The organism is Desulfovibrio fairfieldensis, assembly GCF_001553605.1.
GTDB classification, from domain to species: domain Bacteria; phylum Desulfobacterota; class Desulfovibrionia; order Desulfovibrionales; family Desulfovibrionaceae; genus Desulfovibrio; species Desulfovibrio fairfieldensis.
In genome coordinates this window covers 1383176-1400527 of sequence record NZ_CP014229.1, presented here as the reverse complement: position 1 = coordinate 1400527, position 17352 = coordinate 1383176, and the positions used below count along the sequence as shown (strand labels likewise).

At 61.2% G+C, this 17352-nt stretch carries 16 protein-coding genes and 1 tRNA gene; 8 read left to right on the top strand and 9 right to left on the bottom strand.

Annotation, left to right across the window (positions count from 1 at the left end):
* The first annotated feature begins 221 nt into the window (after positions 1–221).
* Positions 222–1130 carry a flagellin N-terminal helical domain-containing protein gene (locus tag AXF13_RS05930; RefSeq protein ID WP_062252029.1) on the top strand — a complete coding sequence of 303 codons (909 nt, stop codon included), beginning with the start codon at positions 222–224 and terminating at the stop codon, positions 1128–1130.
* Positions 1131–1235: 105 nt separating this feature from the next.
* On the opposite strand, the gene rnc is transcribed toward AXF13_RS05930, so the two are convergent.
* Positions 1236–1997, bottom strand: coding sequence for a ribonuclease III (rnc, locus tag AXF13_RS05925; RefSeq protein ID WP_062252028.1), 762 nt, complete (start codon positions 1995–1997; stop codon positions 1236–1238).
* Between the two features lie 102 nt (positions 1998–2099).
* Here rnc and AXF13_RS05920 point away from each other — a divergent pair, with 102 nt between their 5' ends.
* From AXF13_RS05920 to AXF13_RS05905, 4 genes are all read left to right on the top strand, one after another.
* Positions 2100–2444 (top strand): hypothetical protein, encoded by a 345-nt coding sequence (locus tag AXF13_RS05920; protein WP_008684192.1) that lies wholly within the window; start codon positions 2100–2102, stop codon positions 2442–2444.
* Positions 2445–2523: 79 nt separating this feature from the next.
* The gene (locus AXF13_RS05915) at positions 2524–5184 is read left to right on the top strand and encodes a TIGR03960 family B12-binding radical SAM protein (protein WP_062252027.1); all 2661 of its coding nucleotides are present in this window, start codon (positions 2524–2526) and stop codon (positions 5182–5184) included.
* Between the two features lie 6 nt (positions 5185–5190).
* Positions 5191–5829, top strand: a complete 639-nt coding sequence (locus AXF13_RS05910) for a GDSL-type esterase/lipase family protein (protein WP_062252026.1) — start codon at positions 5191–5193, stop codon at positions 5827–5829.
* Between the two features lies 1 nt (position 5830).
* Positions 5831–6061 carry a hypothetical protein gene (locus AXF13_RS05905; protein ID WP_008684197.1) on the top strand — a complete coding sequence of 77 codons (231 nt, stop codon included), beginning with the start codon at positions 5831–5833 and terminating at the stop codon, positions 6059–6061.
* A gap of 59 nt (positions 6062–6120) precedes the next feature.
* On the opposite strand, the gene AXF13_RS05900 is transcribed toward AXF13_RS05905, so the two are convergent.
* From AXF13_RS05900 to AXF13_RS05890, 3 genes are all read right to left on the bottom strand, one after another.
* Positions 6121–6564, bottom strand: a complete 444-nt coding sequence (locus AXF13_RS05900) for a GNAT family N-acetyltransferase (RefSeq protein ID WP_062252025.1) — start codon at positions 6562–6564, stop codon at positions 6121–6123.
* A 106-nt stretch (positions 6565–6670) separates the two neighbouring features.
* Positions 6671–7147 (bottom strand): chemotaxis protein CheW, encoded by a 477-nt coding sequence (locus tag AXF13_RS05895; RefSeq protein ID WP_008684201.1) that lies wholly within the window; start codon positions 7145–7147, stop codon positions 6671–6673.
* 260 nt (positions 7148–7407) lie between these two features.
* Complete coding sequence (locus AXF13_RS05890) at positions 7408–9288, bottom strand: protein-disulfide reductase DsbD family protein (RefSeq protein WP_062252024.1); 1881 nt, start codon at positions 9286–9288, stop codon at positions 7408–7410.
* A gap of 157 nt (positions 9289–9445) precedes the next feature.
* Here AXF13_RS05890 and AXF13_RS05885 point away from each other — a divergent pair.
* Positions 9446–9521 (top strand) — tRNA-Lys (locus AXF13_RS05885).
* Between the two features lie 203 nt (positions 9522–9724).
* Here the strand turns inward: AXF13_RS05885 and hslU are convergent.
* Positions 9725–11038, bottom strand: coding sequence for an ATP-dependent protease ATPase subunit HslU (gene hslU, locus AXF13_RS05880; protein WP_062252023.1), 1314 nt, complete (start codon positions 11036–11038; stop codon positions 9725–9727).
* Between the two features lie 112 nt (positions 11039–11150).
* Between hslU and AXF13_RS05875 the strand changes: the two genes are divergently transcribed.
* Positions 11151–11468 carry a hypothetical protein gene (locus AXF13_RS05875; RefSeq protein ID WP_062252022.1) on the top strand — a complete coding sequence of 106 codons (318 nt, stop codon included), beginning with the start codon at positions 11151–11153 and terminating at the stop codon, positions 11466–11468.
* A 71-nt stretch (positions 11469–11539) separates the two neighbouring features.
* Here the strand turns inward: AXF13_RS05875 and AXF13_RS05870 are convergent, their stop codons facing one another.
* The 4 genes from AXF13_RS05870 to ybgF form a co-directional block, all read right to left on the bottom strand.
* Complete coding sequence (locus tag AXF13_RS05870; RefSeq protein ID WP_008684207.1) at positions 11540–12457, bottom strand: manganese-dependent inorganic pyrophosphatase; 918 nt, start codon at positions 12455–12457, stop codon at positions 11540–11542.
* Between the two features lie 186 nt (positions 12458–12643).
* Positions 12644–13639 carry a tyrosine recombinase XerC gene (locus tag AXF13_RS05865; RefSeq protein ID WP_083521974.1) on the bottom strand — a complete coding sequence of 332 codons (996 nt, stop codon included), beginning with the start codon at positions 13637–13639 and terminating at the stop codon, positions 12644–12646.
* Positions 13636–14952: a DNA-processing protein DprA gene (dprA, locus tag AXF13_RS05860; protein WP_062252021.1), complete on the bottom strand. Its 1317-nt coding sequence runs from the start codon at positions 14950–14952 to the stop codon at positions 13636–13638. The genes AXF13_RS05865 and dprA overlap by 4 nt, the downstream gene beginning before the upstream one ends.
* A 20-nt stretch (positions 14953–14972) precedes the next feature.
* The gene (ybgF, locus tag AXF13_RS05855; protein ID WP_062252020.1) at positions 14973–16193 is read right to left on the bottom strand and encodes a tol-pal system protein YbgF; all 1221 of its coding nucleotides are present in this window, start codon (positions 16191–16193) and stop codon (positions 14973–14975) included.
* Between the two features lie 197 nt (positions 16194–16390).
* Here ybgF and AXF13_RS05850 point away from each other — a divergent pair, with 197 nt between their 5' ends.
* On the top strand, positions 16391–17335 hold the full coding sequence (locus AXF13_RS05850) for a hypothetical protein (RefSeq protein WP_062252019.1): 945 nt from the start codon (positions 16391–16393) through the stop codon (positions 17333–17335).
* Positions 17336–17352 lie beyond the last annotated feature (17 nt).

Below are 17352 nucleotides of genomic sequence, written 5' to 3'. Positions count from 1 at the left end.
CGTGCGGCCGAAGGCGGCACAGGCGATCTCCTTCCGGACAGCGCGCCAAGCCCCCAAAAGCAGCGCGCATCAGCGCCAAAAATGCAGCACTCAACAGGAGGAAAAATTTTCCCCACCCGCAACATAATTAAATAACATATTAAAATATAATAATAAAATAAAATTGGCACATGGGTTGCAATTCATGGGTACAGCTTAGTAACCACCCAAGGAGGTGTCCCATGTCTTTGGTCATAAACCACAATATGATGGCCGCCAACACGGCCCGAAACCTGAACGCGCATTATTCGCAACTGAGCAAGTCCACCGAGCGCCTTTCCACGGGCCTGCGGGTCAACAGCGCGGCTGACGACGCCGCCGGACTGGCCATCCGCGAATTGCAGCGCGCGGACATCGCCACCCTGCACCAGGGCGCGCGCAATGCCAACGACGCGATTTCCCTGATCCAGACCGGCGACGGCGCGCTGGGCGTCATCGACGAAAAACTGACCCGCATGAAGGAACTGGCCGAACAGGCCGCCACCGGCACCTATGATTCCACCCAGCGCCTGATGATCGAGTCCGAATACCAGGCCATGGCCTCGGAAATTACCCGTATCGCCAATGCCACGGATTTCAACGGCATCAAGCTGTTGGACGGCACCCTGTCTTCCAGCTCGCACGACGGCAGCGGCATGACCGCCACCGGCAAGCTGAAGGTTCACTTCGGCACGGGCAACGATTCCGCCGAAGACTATTATTACATCACCATCGGCAGCTGCACGGCCTCGGCCTTGGGCGTGGGCAACCAAGCCATCGACGCCGCCACCGGCCAGTTGCGCGCCGGCGGCACCATTTCGACCCAGGAAGCGGCCCAAGAGACCCTGGTGGCTCTGACCGACGCCATCGTCTCCAAGGACAAGATCCGCGCGCACCTGGGCGCCATGCAGAACCGCCTGGAGAATACCATCACCAACCTGAACACTCAGGCTGAAAATCTCCAGTCCGCGGAATCCCGCATTTCCGACGTGGACGTCGCCACGGAAATGACGCAGTTCGTCCGTACCCAGATTTTGAGTCAGAGTGCGGTAGCCATGCTTTCGCAAGCTAACTCGCTGCCCCAGATGGCCATGCAGCTCATCGGCGGCTAGGCCATCTCTACATAGGCTGTGGCAGACCAAAGACGGGAGGCCCGGGGGCCGTGCCCCCGGGCCGGGAAAAAATTTTCCGGCCCGGCTTTCGCGTAATACACCGACTTATGGAGTCAGGAAAGGACGGGCATCCGGGTTTTCTTCAGCATGTTCCAGCGAGTTCAGGGCTTGGCGGGCTGCTTCCTGCTCGGCTTTTTTGCAGCTTGTGCCGCTGGCCGTGAATTCTCTGCCGTCCGGCAGATGCAGGGAAACTTCAAAAATTTTGGCGTGTTCCGGGCCATGGCTTGCCAGTTGCACGTACACCGGCCGCTCCCTGAATAATTGCTGCGCCACTTCCTGCAAGCGTGTCTTATAATCCTTCCTCTGCGGTTCCCCGGCCGCTCGCGGCCAATGCGGCGCGAAGATGTGGGCCACCGCCGCCTGCGCGGCGGTAAAACCGCCATCTTCGTATACTGCGGCAAGCACCGCCTCCAGCACGTCGCTGAGTACGGAATCGCGGCTGCGGCCGCCTTGGCGTTCCTCGCCCTTGCCCAGCTTCAGCAGGCTGTCCAGGCCGAATTCCCGCGCCCGTTCAGCTAGGCTGACCGTGCTCACCAGACGCGCGCGCAGCTTGGTCAGCTCCCCTTCCCGCGCCTCCGGAAAACGGCGGAACAGCTCCCAGGAAACGCAGAGTTCCAGCACGGCGTCGCCCAGAAATTCCTGCCGTTCATTATGGTGCTGCCCACCGGAATACTCATTGGCCCAGGAACTGTGGGTCAGGGCCAGATCCAGCAGTTCCGGGCGGGCGAAGACATGGCCCAGCTTTTCTTCCAGGGCGATACGGGCCTGCGGCGGCGTCGCGCCGATAGGAAAATCATCCTTGCTCATGCCCCCCAATGTAGCCGTTTCGCGGCTGATGGCAACAGAAAATCCCTTGACATGCGCTCCGCCAATGCCTACCTAAATCCAACTACTTATGAGGAGCAAAGCATGGCTTATGATATCCGCTTGATGAAGCTGGTGACGGGTGAACTGGTCATCGGCAAATATGATCAGGAAAAAGACTGCCTCAATGACGTGGCCGCCATCCAGAGCATCCCCACTCAGCAGGGCGTGCAGATGATGATGCTGCCCTACGGTTATCCCTTTGAACCCAATTTCAGCGGCACGCTGGAGGGAAAAACTTTCCTCTACCGCTATGCCGATACGCCCAAGGAACTTCAGGACAAGTACATCGAAGCCAGCACCAACCTCACTGTGGCCGGTGGCCTCGGCAAGATGCAGTTCGGCTCCGGTCCCCTGCCCGGCGGCAACGGCAGCGGCCTGATCAAGTAAAGCGGTTCCGAACATCCAGTCTTAGTAAAGGCGGCGTTGAGCGCCGCCTTTTTTATACCCCGGCTCAAATGAGGATATCATGCGCGACCTTCTGCCCTTGCTGCCCAGACCCAGCCGTTTTGCCGGTATAGAAGACGGCGCCTGCCGCAAAGACCCCGCGCGTGTGCGCTTGCGCATGGCCCTGGCTTTTCCCGACACCTATGAGGTGGGCATGTCCTACCTGGGACAGAAGATCCTTTACGGCATCGTCAACGCCCACGAGGCTTGGTGGGCCGAGCGGGCCATGGCCCCGGACCGCGAAGCCGGGGCCGTTCTGCGCGCCAATAACGCTCCGCTCTGTACCTTGGAGTCGGACACGCCCCTGGCCCGCTTGCACTGCGTCTCTTTTTCCATCACGCATGAGCTCTGCTATACCAATGTGCTCTACATGCTGGATCTGGCGGGCATTCCCCTGCGCTCCGCGCAACGCGGCCAGGACCTGACGGCCTGTCCCCTGGTCATCGCGGGCGGCGGCGCGCTGTTGAGCGCCGAACCTTTGACGCCCTTCATGGATCTGATGGTTCTGGGAGACGGCGAAGAAAGCCTGCCCGACGTGCTGCGCCTGCTGGAACGCGCTCTGGATCACGGCTGGAGCCGTGATCAGCTGCTGCGCGAGGCGCGGCTGATCCCCGGCGTCTATGTGCCGTCGCTTTTCGCGCCCGGAGAAGACGGCGCGCTTGTCCCCCTGCTGCCCGATTACACCCGCCCGGCGCGGCGTATTGTGGCGGATCTGAACACGGCAGTCTATCCCACACGGCAGGTGGTACCCGTGGGCGCGGTGCACAACCGCCTTTCCCTGGAAATCGCCCGTGGTTGTACGCGCGGCTGCCGGTTCTGCCATGCGGGCATGGTCTACAGGCCCGTGCGCGAGCGTTCCCTGGCAAATATTACCAGCCTGCTGGACGACTGCCTGCATGAAACCGGTTTTGACGAAATATCCTTTCTTTCCTTGAGCACCGGAGATTTTTCCGCCCTCAAGACACTTTGCCACGGCGTGCTGGACCGTTGCGCCCGCGAACAGATCAGTCTTTCCCTGCCTTCACTGCGCGTGGGCTCCATCGACGACGAGATCATCGAACGCATGGCCGATCTGCGGCGCACCGGCTGCACCCTGGCTCCGGAAGCGGGCAGCCAGCGCCTGCGCGACGTCATCAACAAGGGCGTCAGCGAAGAGGGACTGCTGCTGCACGCCCAGAAACTGCTGGAACACGGCTGGCGGCTGGTCAAGCTTTACTTTATGATCGGCCTGCCCACGGAAACGGACGAAGACCTGGCCGCCATTGCCGATCTCTGCCGCAAGGTGCGCGACGCCGCCGGGCGCGGCGGACCCCGCCTGCAAGTCACGGCCGCCCTGTCGCCCTTTGTGCCCAAGCCCTTCACGCCCTTCCAGTGGGAAGCCCAGATCAGCCGGGAGGAGATCAGCCGTCGGGTTCATCTGGTGCGCGAATTGTTCAAGGGCCAGAAATGCCTGAAACTGCGCTGGCATGAACCGGCCATGAGTCATCTGGAAGGCGTGCTGTCCCGTGCGGACCGCCGCATGGCCGACGTGGTGGAGAAAGCCTATCACAAGGGAGCGATTTTTTGCAGCTGGATGGAAGGCTTTGACCTCGCGCCCTGGCTGGAAGCCCTGGACGAATGCGGCATCAGCGCCCAAGCCTGCATCGGCGCGCGCGAGGCGGGCGGCCCCCTGCCCTGGAGCCATCTGGAGGCCGGAGTTTCCGAGGAATTTTTACTGCGCGAACGGGAGCGCGCCCTGGCGGAAAAAATTACCCAGGATTGCCGCTACGGGGCCTGCCGCCAATGCGGCGCGTGCGACACCAAGGCCGGGCCTTCGCGTTTGCCGCACGCCACCGTCGCGGCGGAACCGGATGCTGCCCTGCACCGCAATCGTCTGATCTTCAGCCAGCGCGACCAGAATGCGCACGAAGCCCGGCGCGATGCCGAAGGGCGGCTGATCTGCCGCCCCCAGTCCAGCCGCCCGCCCCAGATCGCGGCGGAGCTCACCCTCAAGGCGGCCCAATACCGCATCTGGCACAGCAAAATGGGCGGCAGCGCCTATTTGAGCCAACTTGAGCTACAGGCCGTGCTGGAGCGCGCCCTGCGCCGGGCGGGCCTGCCCCTGTCCTTTTCCCAGGGATTTCATCCGCTGCCCCTGCTTTCCTTTGGCCGAGCTCTGCCCGTGGGCGTGGAAAGCAGGGCCGAATGGTTTGCTCTGACCCTGCATCAGGCTCTTGCGCCGGAAGAAGTGGCCGCCCGTCTGAACCCGCTTCTGCCGCCGGGCATGTCCGTGCTGCGCGTCGATGCGGTGGACAAAAGCCGCCGCACGGAACAGGCCGAGGCCGAGGCATTTTCCCTCGTCCTGCCCACGGTGGAGGAAAATGCCGCCGCGGTGCGCTGTTTTACGGATTTTGCCGCGCTGGCGTCCTTCCCCCACACCCGCCAGACCAAGAACGGGCCGCGCAGCGCGGATCTCCGGCCCCTCTTGCGGCAGTGGGAGGCGGGCTCCACGGGGCTTGCCGACGCACGGGCGGAAGCGCCCGCGGCCGTGACATTTGTGGCTGACTGGCATATCCTGTATCTGTCGCCCCTGCTTTTCTGTCTGGCCGTTCTTGCGCCGCTGGGGCCTGAAAGTCATCTGCGTTCCCGTCTGCGCCTGCTCAAAACGGCACAGATTTTTGCGAGCGCGCAAACATATCCGTAGGATCACATGCCACGCGCTTTTACCCATACTTGGTTCTTTTTCGGCGATTCCCTGACGCTTGGCGTCAACGATAATCGTATGCCCGGCGGCTGGGTCAGCCGTCTGGTCCTGCTGGGGCAAGAGGCCGGTCTCTACCGTTTCCCGCTGGCCACCTTCTATAACCTGGGCGCGCGCCGCCAGTCCACGGCGGATCTGGCCCGGCGCTGGCGGCAGGAAGTGGATTGCCGTCAGATGCCCGGCATGGTCCCGCATCTGGTCTTTTGCGCGGGCGTGGTGGATATGGCCGCTCCGGGCGGCGGTCAGCCCGTGGCCTTGGACAAGGCCATGTACTGCCTGCGGACCATGTTGACCGAGGCCGCGCCGCTGGCCCCGACTTTGGTCATAAGCCCGCCGCCGGTGGCGGACCCGACCGTGCGCCGACGCATTGCCGAACTCAGTGCGGCGCAGGCCGCGCTCTGCGCGGAATTGGGGCTGCCGTTCGCGGATATTCACGCCGCTCTGGCGGCTTCCCACAGCTATATGGACGATTTGAGCGACGGCCTGCATCCCGGCCCGGAAGGCTGCACGGTCATGGCTGAAACGCTGCTGACGCAAAACACTGTGCGTGATTTCCTGCATGCGGATATAGGCGAAGAGGGCAACTGAGATGGGTTCATGTATTCCTTTCAGTGACGAAGAACCTTTTGCGGAGCGCGTCAAGAGCCTGGCTGACGACGAATTGCTGGAAATCTGGGAAGAAACGCAACAGATTGAAAATCTGCTTTGCACAGAGATGAATGCGGACTTCTCCATTGCCCCGGATTATGAAAAGGTCATTGTGGAGGAATTGCGCCTGCGCTCCAGCCGCAAGCTGCGCGTTCCCCGCGCCGCCAAGTAAAGACCGGCGCTTTTTCCGCTGTTTCGCGGCGGTGCGGGCAATGCCGTGCCGCCGCTTTCTTACAGGCTTCTCCGCAAATAAATCATGTCCACCAGCCGGACACCGCATTCCACAATGGGCTCACGGTAGTTGTCCGTAAAAAAATTTTTCAGCCGATGGGAAAAAATAAAGCCGCGACGCTCATAAAAAGCGAGTGTGCGCGGTTCTTCTCCCGTGCCTGCCAGGATGGTCTCATATTTGCCGCTATAATGGCGAAAGACGTGTTCCAACAGGCGCGTGGCATAGCCCTGGCCTTGGGAGCGCGCGCAGGTTGCCAGATTTTTCAGTTCGCACGTTCCCTTGCCTTCGTCGGTGACCACGCAGAGGCTTTTCAGATCCGGATCAAAGAGTGCGAACAGATCGCCCCGCTCCAGATAGCGGTCAATCATGTCTTCCTGCTCGTCACCCAGCAAAAGCAGCTCCAGAAAGCGCTTCTTATCAGTCGTAATTTTTTCAATGCGCAACGCGTCACCTCCATGTGTTACTGACGCAAAAGACGGGCAAACCGTTCAGGCCTGTCCGTCTTTTGTTGCTGTAGCGCGCCGAATGCCGGAGCGCGGATGAACACTGTTACATGGTGCTGAGCATGTCCATGTCTTCGCTGGAAAGCAGTTTGTCCAGATCCAGCATGATCAGAAGCCGATCCTGCAATTTGCCGACGCCGCTGATATAGTCGGAATCCACGCCGGCCACCACCGGCGGCGGCGGTTCCACCGTGCTGGCGGGTATGCGCAGCACCTCAGAAACGGCGTCCACCACAAAGCCCACAATAATATTGTTGATCTCGATCACGATAATGCGGGTGTTTTTGTCATGAGCCTTGGGCGCAAGGCCGAAACGACGCCGCAGATCAATGATCGGAATCACCTTGCCGCGCAGATTGATGACGCCTTCCACAAATTCCGGCGCGCGGGGAACCTTGGTAATCTCCATGGTGCGGATGATTTCCTGCACCTTCAGGATATTTACCCCGAATTCCTCTTCACCGATGCTGAACGTCACCAGTTGCAGGAGTTCATCGTCCTGTTTTTTCTGACTTGGATCCATATCCGCTCCCTTGTTGCAATAGCTCGTCAAGCTGTTTTAACAAACCTAATCGGAACAGCGTGCGCTTTCGCCCAGAGCAGGCCGTTCCGACCCGGCGACGGCAAGAGATGCCGTACGGCCTGTGAGCAGTGTTTGGACAGACATATCTAATGCACACTATGCTTTATCGACAGTTCCGTAAACCTCCCTAGGGTTGAACGCAAAAAAATGCTCCATAACGGCGAATTTATCCCCGGACCACCCTGCCGTGAGGGTGTGGGCTAGCCGCCCGTGAAGGTTTCGCTCATGGCTTTTTCCAGGCTTTGCACCCCGTAGACGTCGCGCAGCACCAGTGGCGAGGACGCGCCGTCTCCCTCCGGAAAAAGGGCCGTCAACGGAATGCTTTTGCTGCCCAGAGCCTCCAGCAGGCGCACGGCATAGGCATTGGCGTTGGTCAGATCCACACGAATCAGTTCCATCCCATACCGGGCTTGCCAGGCGCGCAGGCGTTCGTCGGTCAGCACCGTGGCTTCCATGAATTTGCAGTTGGGGCACCAATCGGCGGTGAATTCCAGCAACATGGGCTTTTTGCCCATCTGCGCCGTAAAATATTCCGGGCTGAATTCACGCCATTGCGGCAACGGCGCCACCGGGCGCAGTACCCAGACAATGGCGGTCAACAGCAGAAGGCCGCCCGCGATGCCCGCCACCCTGCGTCGCAGAGGCGGCGCGGAGACGCCGCAGAACTGTCCCCAGAGCCAGGCGCACAGCGAGACCAGCAACAGGACGCTGAGCACATGCATGTGTTTTTCCACCGGAAGAATGGAGAGCAGATAGAGAGCGGTTCCCAGCAGAAAGAAGCCCACCACGCGCTCAAAGACATGCATCCACGGACCGGGACGCGGCAGTATCCGCGCCATGTTCGGCCAGATGCAGAACAACAGGTACGGCAGGGCCATGCCCACGCCCACAGCCCAGAATACCACCATGAGAATCAGTAGGGGCTGGGTAAATGCCCAGCCCAGCACGCCGCCCAGCAGGGGCCCGCTGCACGGCGTGGCCAAAAAGGTGGAGACAAGCCCGGTCAGATAGGATTGCAGGCGGGGATTCTTGGTATTTTCGCCGGTTTTGAGATCAATGACCGGCAAGGTGAACACCCCGAGCATGGACAAACCCATCAGAAAGACGATCAGCAACATGACCAGCAAGATGCTCTGATTCTGGTAGAGCTGCCCCCACATCAGGTCCGCCAGGCCCAGCACCAGGGCCAGGCCGGTGAACAGCGTCAGCACGCCGCCCGCGAAGCACAGGTTGTGCTCACGAAAACGCCGGAGGCTTTTCTTGTCGCTGCCGCCCATCAGCAGCAGACCGCTGATCTTGAAGGTCAGCACCGGCAGCACGCAGGGCATGGCGTTCAGCAGCAGACCGGCCAGAATTCCCACCAGCAGCGCTTTGCCCAAACTGGAGATTTCCAGCGAGGCATCGGCATAGCGCGGGGTCAGTTGCAGTTCAAAGCCCTCCGGCGGCGGCAGAAGATCGCTCGCCTGTCCGGCAAGACGCGCGGCCGCCGTGCCTTCCAGCGCATCGGGAGCGCCCGCGCCCAAAGGCGGGGCCAGCCGACCTTCCATCTTGGGAGCAGAAGCCGCAGAGGCCGGGGCGTCCGGCACGTCGGCCAGCACGGGCTGTCTATTTTTCAGCTTGTGCCACTGCCCCGTCCAGGAGGCTTCACCCACCAGAGGCAGCGATTGCGGCACCACTCCGGTAAAACTCTGGTCGATGGGCAGGCAATTGCGGTTGGAACAAAGCAGCATGCTCAAGCCCACGGTATAGGGCTTGCCCACGGCCTGCTCCGGCAAAGCGGAAAAAAGCACGACTTCGCCTTCATAGGCGAAAATCGTCGCCTCCGGATCATAAAAGTCGCGCTGCATGGCTCCGGCGGGATACCAGACCGGCAGCATCTGCCCGCCCTCCAGTGCGAAATCCAAGACGGTGGGACGGCCCGCGTCACCCGCTTCGTGGGCATAGGCGTGGTAACCCGAGGGGATGTTCAGATGCACGGCGGCGACGATGCTGTCGCCGTCACGGGCGAAATCCAGCCGTACGGGAACATCCTCGGCCCAGGCGCGGACAGCGGACAGGGGGGCCGCTCCTGCGGCAAACATAAGACATAGCAGGCAAATGAGTAAAAATTTTCTTTTCAACATATTGGTTTTTTTGTATATTATTTTTCCATTCAAGGCCAGCGCTTAATTTTTGTAAAAAATTTACAAAAACGTTTGACAAACTGGGTACATACGCGTAAACCCTTTTTCACGCCACGGGTCATTAGCTCAATTGGTAGAGCAGCTGACTCTTAATCAGTTGGTTCGGGGTTCGAGTCCCTGATGGCCCACCAAGAAAATACGGGTTTACGGTTCACGCCGTAAACCCTTTTTCTTTTCCGACAGTCTGCTGCGGAGGCAAGCGGCGTGTGTCGGGAAATAACCTATCCGCTCGCTGCCGCCAAGTCCAGATACCGCGAGAACACACGCAGACAAAAGAAAAAGCCCGGCCTGCACAAGACCGGGCTGTAAATTACCGTGGAACAACGGGCTGACATTACAGAATATACTGGCTCAGATCCTGATCCTTGCGCACATCCTGCAAATGTTCGCAGACATAGTCCCTGTTGACCACGATCTGCGCGCCGGGCATGTCCGGCGCGTCAAAGGAAATATCGGCCAGAATCTTTTCCATGATGGTATACAGGCGTCGCGCGCCGATGTTTTCCGTGCGGGAATTGGTGTCCTCGGCAAAAGCCGCCACTTCCTCCAGGCCGTCCCTGGTAAAGCTCAAGCGAATCTGCTCCGTGCCCAGCAGGGCTTCGTACTGCTTGGTCAGGGCATTGTCCGGTTCGGTGAGGATGCGCAGGAATTCCTCCTTGCCCAGGGCCTGCAACTCCACCCGCAGGGGAAAACGACCCTGCAGTTCGGGAATCATGTCCGACGGCTTGCTGAAGTGGAAGGCCCCGGCGGCAATAAACAAAATGTGGTCCGTACGGACCATGCCGTACTTGGTGTTCACCGAGCTGCCTTCCACAATGGGCAGCAGATCGCGCTGCACGCCCTCTCGCGAGATGTCCGAAGTGCGGTTCTGCGAGGAGCTGGCGATCTTGTCGATTTCGTCAATAAAAATGATGCCGCTCTGCTCCACCCGCTCCTTGGCGCGTTCGGTCAGGGCTTCCTGATCCACCAGCTTGCCCGACTCTTCCTGAACCAGCACGTTGAAGGCGTCGCGGATTTTCATCTTGCGGCGGCTGCGGCGCGGCGGAAAAGCCTTGCTGAACATATCCTTGACCTGGCCGCCCATCTGTTCCATGCCCGGAATGGCGAAAATGTCGACGCCCTGACCGCCCTGCTCGGTCACTTCCATTTCCACTTCCCGCTGGTCTAGAAAGCCCAGGCGGAACTGCTGGAGCAATTTTTCGCGGGTGGAATTGCGTTCTTCCTGGCCGAAGGAGTTGGGCAGAAGCAGATCCATCAGACGCGATTCAGCGGCGGCCTCGGCGGCCTTGCGCACGCGGGCGTTTTCCTCCTCGCGCACCAGGTTGATGCCTATTTCCATGAGATCACGCACCATGGACTCCACATCTCGTCCCACATAGCCCACTTCCGTGAACTTGGTGGCTTCCACCTTGATAAAGGGCGCGCCGGACAACTTGGCCAGGCGGCGGGCAATTTCGGTCTTGCCCACGCCGGTGGGCCCCATCATGATGATGTTCTTGGGAGCCACTTCATCGCGCAGTTCCGGCGAGAGATGCTGACGCCGCCAGCGGTTGCGCACGGCCACGGCCACCATGCGCTTGGCCTGTTCCTGCCCCACCACAAATTTGTCCAGTTCCGCCACGATCTCACGGGGTGTCAAGGTGCTCATCAAGTGCTCCTGCTGAAAATATATGTATTTCCAAGATATAGGCATTGCCCGCGATCTGACAATGGCGCGGCCGCCATTTGCCCGGACAAAAATTTGCGCATAGACTGACGTTATGGATGCCAGCCTCATTGCGCACGCCGCCCGTATGATTCAGGATGCGGTTTGTAGCCCGGCGGCTGTGGAAACTCAGGCGGGCCCGGCCGCCGTGATCATCCTTGCCGACCCCATGCCGCTCTGGCTCTTCCCCGCCCTTTTTCTGGCCGGTATGCTGTCACAGACGGCAGGACTTTTTCTGCATCGTCGTTCGGCGCTGATAAGCGGGGCGGTCCTTGTCCTCACCGCCGCCGCGCTGGACAGGGATCTTACCTTGGCCGTGGGCCAGATTCTGGCGACTGCCGGACTTTTATACTGCGGCGGGCGGCCAAGCTGAGCCTTCCGCCATTGCTCAAAACGCAAAAACCCCGGCATTTGCCGGGGTTTTTGCGTTTTCAAAGGCTCAACTTATTTAAAGGCCTTTTCAAAATTGGGCACAACCTGCTTTTTGCGGCTCATGACGCCGGGCAGCCACACGGAACTGCCGTCGGGCTTCACGCCAAAGGCTTTTTCCACCACGGCGGGATCATCGGAAACGATCAGCATCTCCGAACCTTCCTTCATGATGTCCGTGAGCAACAGGAACACGCTGTGACGGCCTTCGCCCTTCACCTTGGCGATTTCTTCCTGCAGACCGGCCTTGACCTTGTCGAGGATGGAGAGGTCCACCACTTCCAGCTGACCGATGCCCACCTTGTTGCCGTTCATGTCGAAATCTTTGTAGTCGCGGAAGACCAGATCGTGCATGGAGGTGCCGTCCACCGCGCTCTTGACCTTGAACATTTCCATGCCCAAGGCCACCACGTCGCTTACACCGGCGATTTTGGCCAGAGCTTCCACGGCTTTCTTGTCGGCTTCGGTACAGGTCGGGGATTTGAAGATGACCGTGTCGGAAAGGATGGCGCAAAGCAGGCCGCCGGCGATGTTCTTGGGAATTTCCACACCGTAGAAGTCATACATGTTCTTGAGCACGGTGCCGGTGCAGCCCACGGGCCAGATCCAGGCTTCCAAAGGAGAGGACGTGGTCACGTCGCCCAGCTTGTGGTGGTCCACGATGCCCAGCACGGTGGCGGAATCCATGCCCTGCGGGGCCTGGGCCAGGTCGGAGTAGTCCACCAGATACAGATCTTTGCCGGCAACGTCGCTGACCACCTGGGGAGCGCTGAGGCCGAACTTCTTCAGCACGAATTCAGTTTCAGGGGTCGGCGCGCCCTGCGCGGCCGGGGTGACATCAAAACCGCGTTTGCTGTACAGGTCAGCGGCGGCAATGGCGGCAACGATGCTGTCGGTATCGGGATTCATGTGACCAAGAACTAATGCGGACATGACAGTCTCTCCTTCCGGTGTGGTTCTTTTATGTTTGCGGCCCCAGATGCACCGCTTTGTTCTCTTTAGCACAAAGTCCGGGTCATGCCAAGGCCTTTGCCGTAAATTTCCCGGCTGCGCGCCTTCAAAACCGGCGCTGAAGCCGGAATCTCCCGGAAAAATATAGAAAAATCCCTCGTGATTTTTTTACTTTTTCCCGGAACGGGGATGAGCCTGATCATAGGCACGGATCAGATGTTCCAAACTGACCTGGGTATAGCGTTGCGTGGTGGTCAGCCGCCGGTGCCCCAGCAGTTCCTGCACGCTGCGCAGATCCGCGCCCGCGGCCAGCAAATGGGTGGCAAAGGAATGGCGCAGACTGTGTGGGGAAACCGTAAAGGCCAGACCGGCCCGGCGGCAGAGCCCGGCAATGATCCGTACCGCTTCACGCCGGTTCAGGCGCGCGCCGCGCGCGCCCACAAAGAGCGCCTGCTCCTCGGGCAATGCCAGATAGGAACGTTCCGCCAGCCATGCGGCCAGGGCTTCGCAGGAGGTGTCGGACAAGGGGGACAGACGTTCACGGGAGCCTTTGCCCATGACCCGCAGTACGCGGGAACGCAGTTGCGCGTCGTCCAGATCCAGGCTCAATGCTTCGGAAATACGCAGGCCCGAGCCATAGAGCAGTTCGGCCAGGGCCAGATCCCGGCAGAGCAGGCGCGCGGCGTGGGCCTCGGAGGGCGGCGCGGCTTTGGGCGTATCCAGCAGGGCAAAGGTTTCATCCACATTGAGCGCGCGCGGATGATGCTTTTCCTGGCGTGGGTTGCGCACCTGGGCCGCCACGTTTTCACTGACCCGGCCGCTGCGCAGCAAAAAACGGAAAAAGGAGCGCACGGCGGCCAGTTTGCGGGCCATGGAGCTTTTGGCTTCGCCCCGGCGGAACAGCCAGGCCAGAAAGGCCTGGATATGTTTGCGGCTCACCTCGCCCGGCCAGGCCAGATCAGCCCCCTGCTCCTGCAAAAAAACGGCCAATTGGGTCAGATCCGCGCCATAGGCCTTTTGCGTGGCATCAGAAGCGCCCTTCTGCACCGCAAGCCAGGAAAGAAATGCCTCTATCTGCAGTCCGGCCATATCCGGCTTGTCCGCGCTGTCCGATCTGTCCGTTGCCATCATTGCGGGGGCGGCTTCACGCTTTAGCCTGTTCATGCCGGTGCCTCGTAGCGCGCACCGGGCAGGCGCTTGACCCGTCCCAGCATTTCCAGGCCGATAAGCAGAGCGTTCAGCTCATGTATCGGCATGTCCAGGGCCACGGCCAGAGCGTCGGCCTGCATGGGGCCCTGCCCGCGCAGACAGTGAAGGAGCCGCTCTTTGCGGTCAGGCGGAACCAGGGCTTCGGCCTCGACACAGGGAATTTCAACAGGAATCGGCGGTACCGCAGATCCCACACCTCTATTTTTTTCAGAGGGCGCGGCCGCCTGTCCCGGATTCGTGTCCTCCCCGGCCCGCACAGGCAGGGTCAGAGCCTTTTCAGCCTCCGGCAGGCTGGCCTCGCTGATGCCGAAGGGCTGCAACTGCGCGGCCAGGTCGCGCAGGACATCCTCGGCGCTGAACACGGGCCGCGCGCCCTGGCGCACGAGTTCCTGACAGCCCAGACAGTGGGAATCCAGGGCCGGACCGGGCACGGCGTAGACATCGCGGTTTTGTTCCAGGGCGAGACGGGCGGTGATCAGGCTGCCGGAACGACTGGCCGCTTCCACCACAAGAACGCCCAAAGCAAGACCGCTGATGATCCGGTTGCGGATGGGAAAATGTTCGGCCAGGGGCGGCGCGCCGGGAGGAAATTCAGAAAGCAGCAGGCCCTGCTCCGCCATGGCACGGAAAAGAGGCTCCCCGGAACGGGGATAGATTTGGTCAATGCCCGTTCCCAGAATTCCGATGCTGCGCCCCACGCGGGCCAGGGCAGCCTCGTGGGCCACGCTGTCGATTCCCTGCGCCATGCCGGAAACAACGGTGATGCCGCAGGCCGCGAGACAGCGCGCCATATAGGCGGCCACCGCGAGCCCCTGGGAAGTGGCCCGACGCGAGCCCACAATGGCAAAGGCCGGAGCTTGCAACAGGGAAATATCGCCCCGGCAATACAGCAACACAGGCGCGTCGGGCAGTTCGCGCAACTGCCGGGGATAGTGGGCGTCTGTCCAGAGCAGGATGCCCGCGTCCAGGCAGCGGGCCTGATCCCACTCTTCCCGCGCGGTGACCCGCCAGGAACCGGTACTCATTTCCGCGGCCTGCCGCTTGTTCAAACCGCCTTCGGCCCAGCGTTGCCGCGCCTGCAAGGCCTGATAGGCGGAGCCGAAGGCATGCAACAGGCGCGCACGGGAGCGTGCCCCCAGTCCCCGGCAGTGCCGAAGGGCCAGACTGGCCCAGTATTCCCTCCGGGCGGTTTCATCCATGGCCGCCCAGGTGGGAACGGCTTGGCCTGCCTCCGATCCGCTGGAAGAGGCCATCGCCCCGGCGGGCATGGATTCCTCTGTCCGCATGGTCAGCGGGCCAGCCCCCGCGAACGGGCCATACGCGCCGCCTCGGAATTGGGAAAATCAGCCAGCAGGGTCCGATATTTTTGGGCCGCGCCCGGCTTGTCACCCAGGCGGCTCAGACTCATGCCCGCCTTGAGCAAGGCGTCGGCGTTTTTGTGATGGCGGGGATAGTTGGTATTGACGGTCTGGAACTGGACCAGTGCTTCCTTATAGTTGCCTTGGGCGTAAAGGCATTCTCCGATCCAGTATTCGGCATTGGCCGCATAACGCCCCTGCGGATATTGCTGCAAAAATTCGCGGAACCGGCTGATCCCTTCGGCGGAATGACCGGAAAGCGCTACCTTGAGGGCAGCCTTGTAAGCGGCCTCCTCTCCCTTGGCACTTGCGGCAGGCTTGGACGGCGCTGTGGGCTGGCCCCCTGTTGCCACGGGGCCGGGAGCGGGACTCGCCGCAGGCGAGGCGGGGACAGCGGAAGCCGAAGGCGCATCCACGGGCGGCAGACCGGGGTGTTCCGGCGGGAGGGCCAGATCGGAAGGCGGTAGGGTGGGTACAGGCACGGATGCCGTGCCGTCGGCAGAAGGAGCAACCTGGGACGCTCCCTTGTCGCCGATAACGGAGGACGAAACCGGTTTCTCCGCCGGAGTGGAGGGAGCCTCGGTGGGGGGAAGGGCCAAGCCGCCCGGAGCAGCGACGGCCGCCAACTGACCGGAAGGTCCGGCGACGGCTTCGGGCCGTCCCACCTGACCGGAGGGACCCACGGGCTTTTCTCCGCCTTTTTCAGCCTTGGCAGAAGGCGTACCGCCGGGAAAAGGCGCCGGAGGCGCGGCGGGATCGATTTTTTTGGCGGAAGCCACAGCCGGTCCGCCCTGCACCACAGGCGGCGTTTTTCCGCCTGTCGCCTCGCCGTGCGGCATAGCCGCACTTTGGGGAGAAGAAGCCGGGGTCGTGTGACGCGCGGTTTGCGGCGGAATGATCGGCACTACGGTCATGCCGGTTTTATGCCCGCTGCGAGTGCGCACTTCATACACACGATTATTCAGCAGGGCGACCTGGCTGTTCAATGCGGCCACACTGTTTTCCAGATTGTGCAGGCGCTGATCCGTTTCACGCAGAACCCGCTGATTTTCCTCGCCGGTGGCCTCTACCTTCCGCATCTGGCCGGTGGAAGCGCAGCCGCCTATTGCCAGAACAAGGCAGGCCGTCGGAAGCACCAATTTTTTTTTCATACCGTTCTCCCGCCTTTTTTCTGCCCTAAGCCGCTTTGTATTTCAAGAAGTCTTGCGGCTGCCGCGTTTTTCAGGCAAAAACAGGCCTGTATGACGCCCGAGGAACATAGCGCATCAGCCTCGGACAGCGCAAGATTGCAAGGAGTCAGCATGAACATGCCCGGTCCGGCCCTCTTTCTGGCACAAGGCGGCGCGCAATGAACGCCATTCACGAATTCCTGCTCGCTTATCCGTTGCTGCGGACCAGCCTTGACATCGTCAGCGTGGTGGTTCCCTTGTCCGTGCTGCTGGCTTTCGCCGGAATGGGCTTTATGTCCGCCACGGCCCGCATCCTTTCCATCACCCGGCGGCGCTCCTCTTACGACAAATGCGCCCGCCAGCTTGCCGTGCTCGGCCTGATACTGGGCTGGCTGCTGCTGATCGGCGGCCGGATCTGGCTCTTTTTCACCCAGGACGGCTACACGCCCGATTCCCTGCCGAGCTTCCTGGTGGAAATGAGCTGGATGCTGCTGGGCATAGCCGTACTGATCAGCAGCCTGTATTACGCGCTCTGGAAGGCCTTGAAAAATATGCCCGTCCTGCATGTGACCCTGGGCGTACTGAGCGGCATTCAGGGCTGTGTGGCCGTGGTCAGCAGCCTGGCCGCCGCGCGTTTTCTGTCCGCCCTGGCCCACCCGAACGCCGCCGGCCTGACCCTTGGCGATCTTTTTCTGCCCGCCTGGAATGCGCCGCTCTGGAGCGCCCTGTGCTATACCCTGCCGCTGGTCCTGGCCATGCCCGCCGCCTTCGGCGCGCTCTGGCTGCCCCTGCGGCGCACGCACGACGACTTCGGCCGGGACCACTACAATACCATGATTCCCTGGTGCGCCGGCTGGGCCCGCAATGCCTGGTGTCTGCTCTGGCTGTTGCTGCTCGTTTCCAGCGGCCTGCATATCTGGCTGCACTGGCAGGATGGGGTGTTCAGCGCGCAGGACGCCGTTGTCGAGAGTTCGCGCCTGCTGCTCTGGCTGATTCCCGTGCTGCTCTGGACCATGGTGCGCCGCAGCGCCATCGCCCTGCGCCACAAGCTCACTCTGCTGGCGGCTCTGCTTATCGCCGTGAGCTTTATGCTGCCCTATTATCTGGAGGCCACAAGCGTATAGGACGACCAAGAGCAATT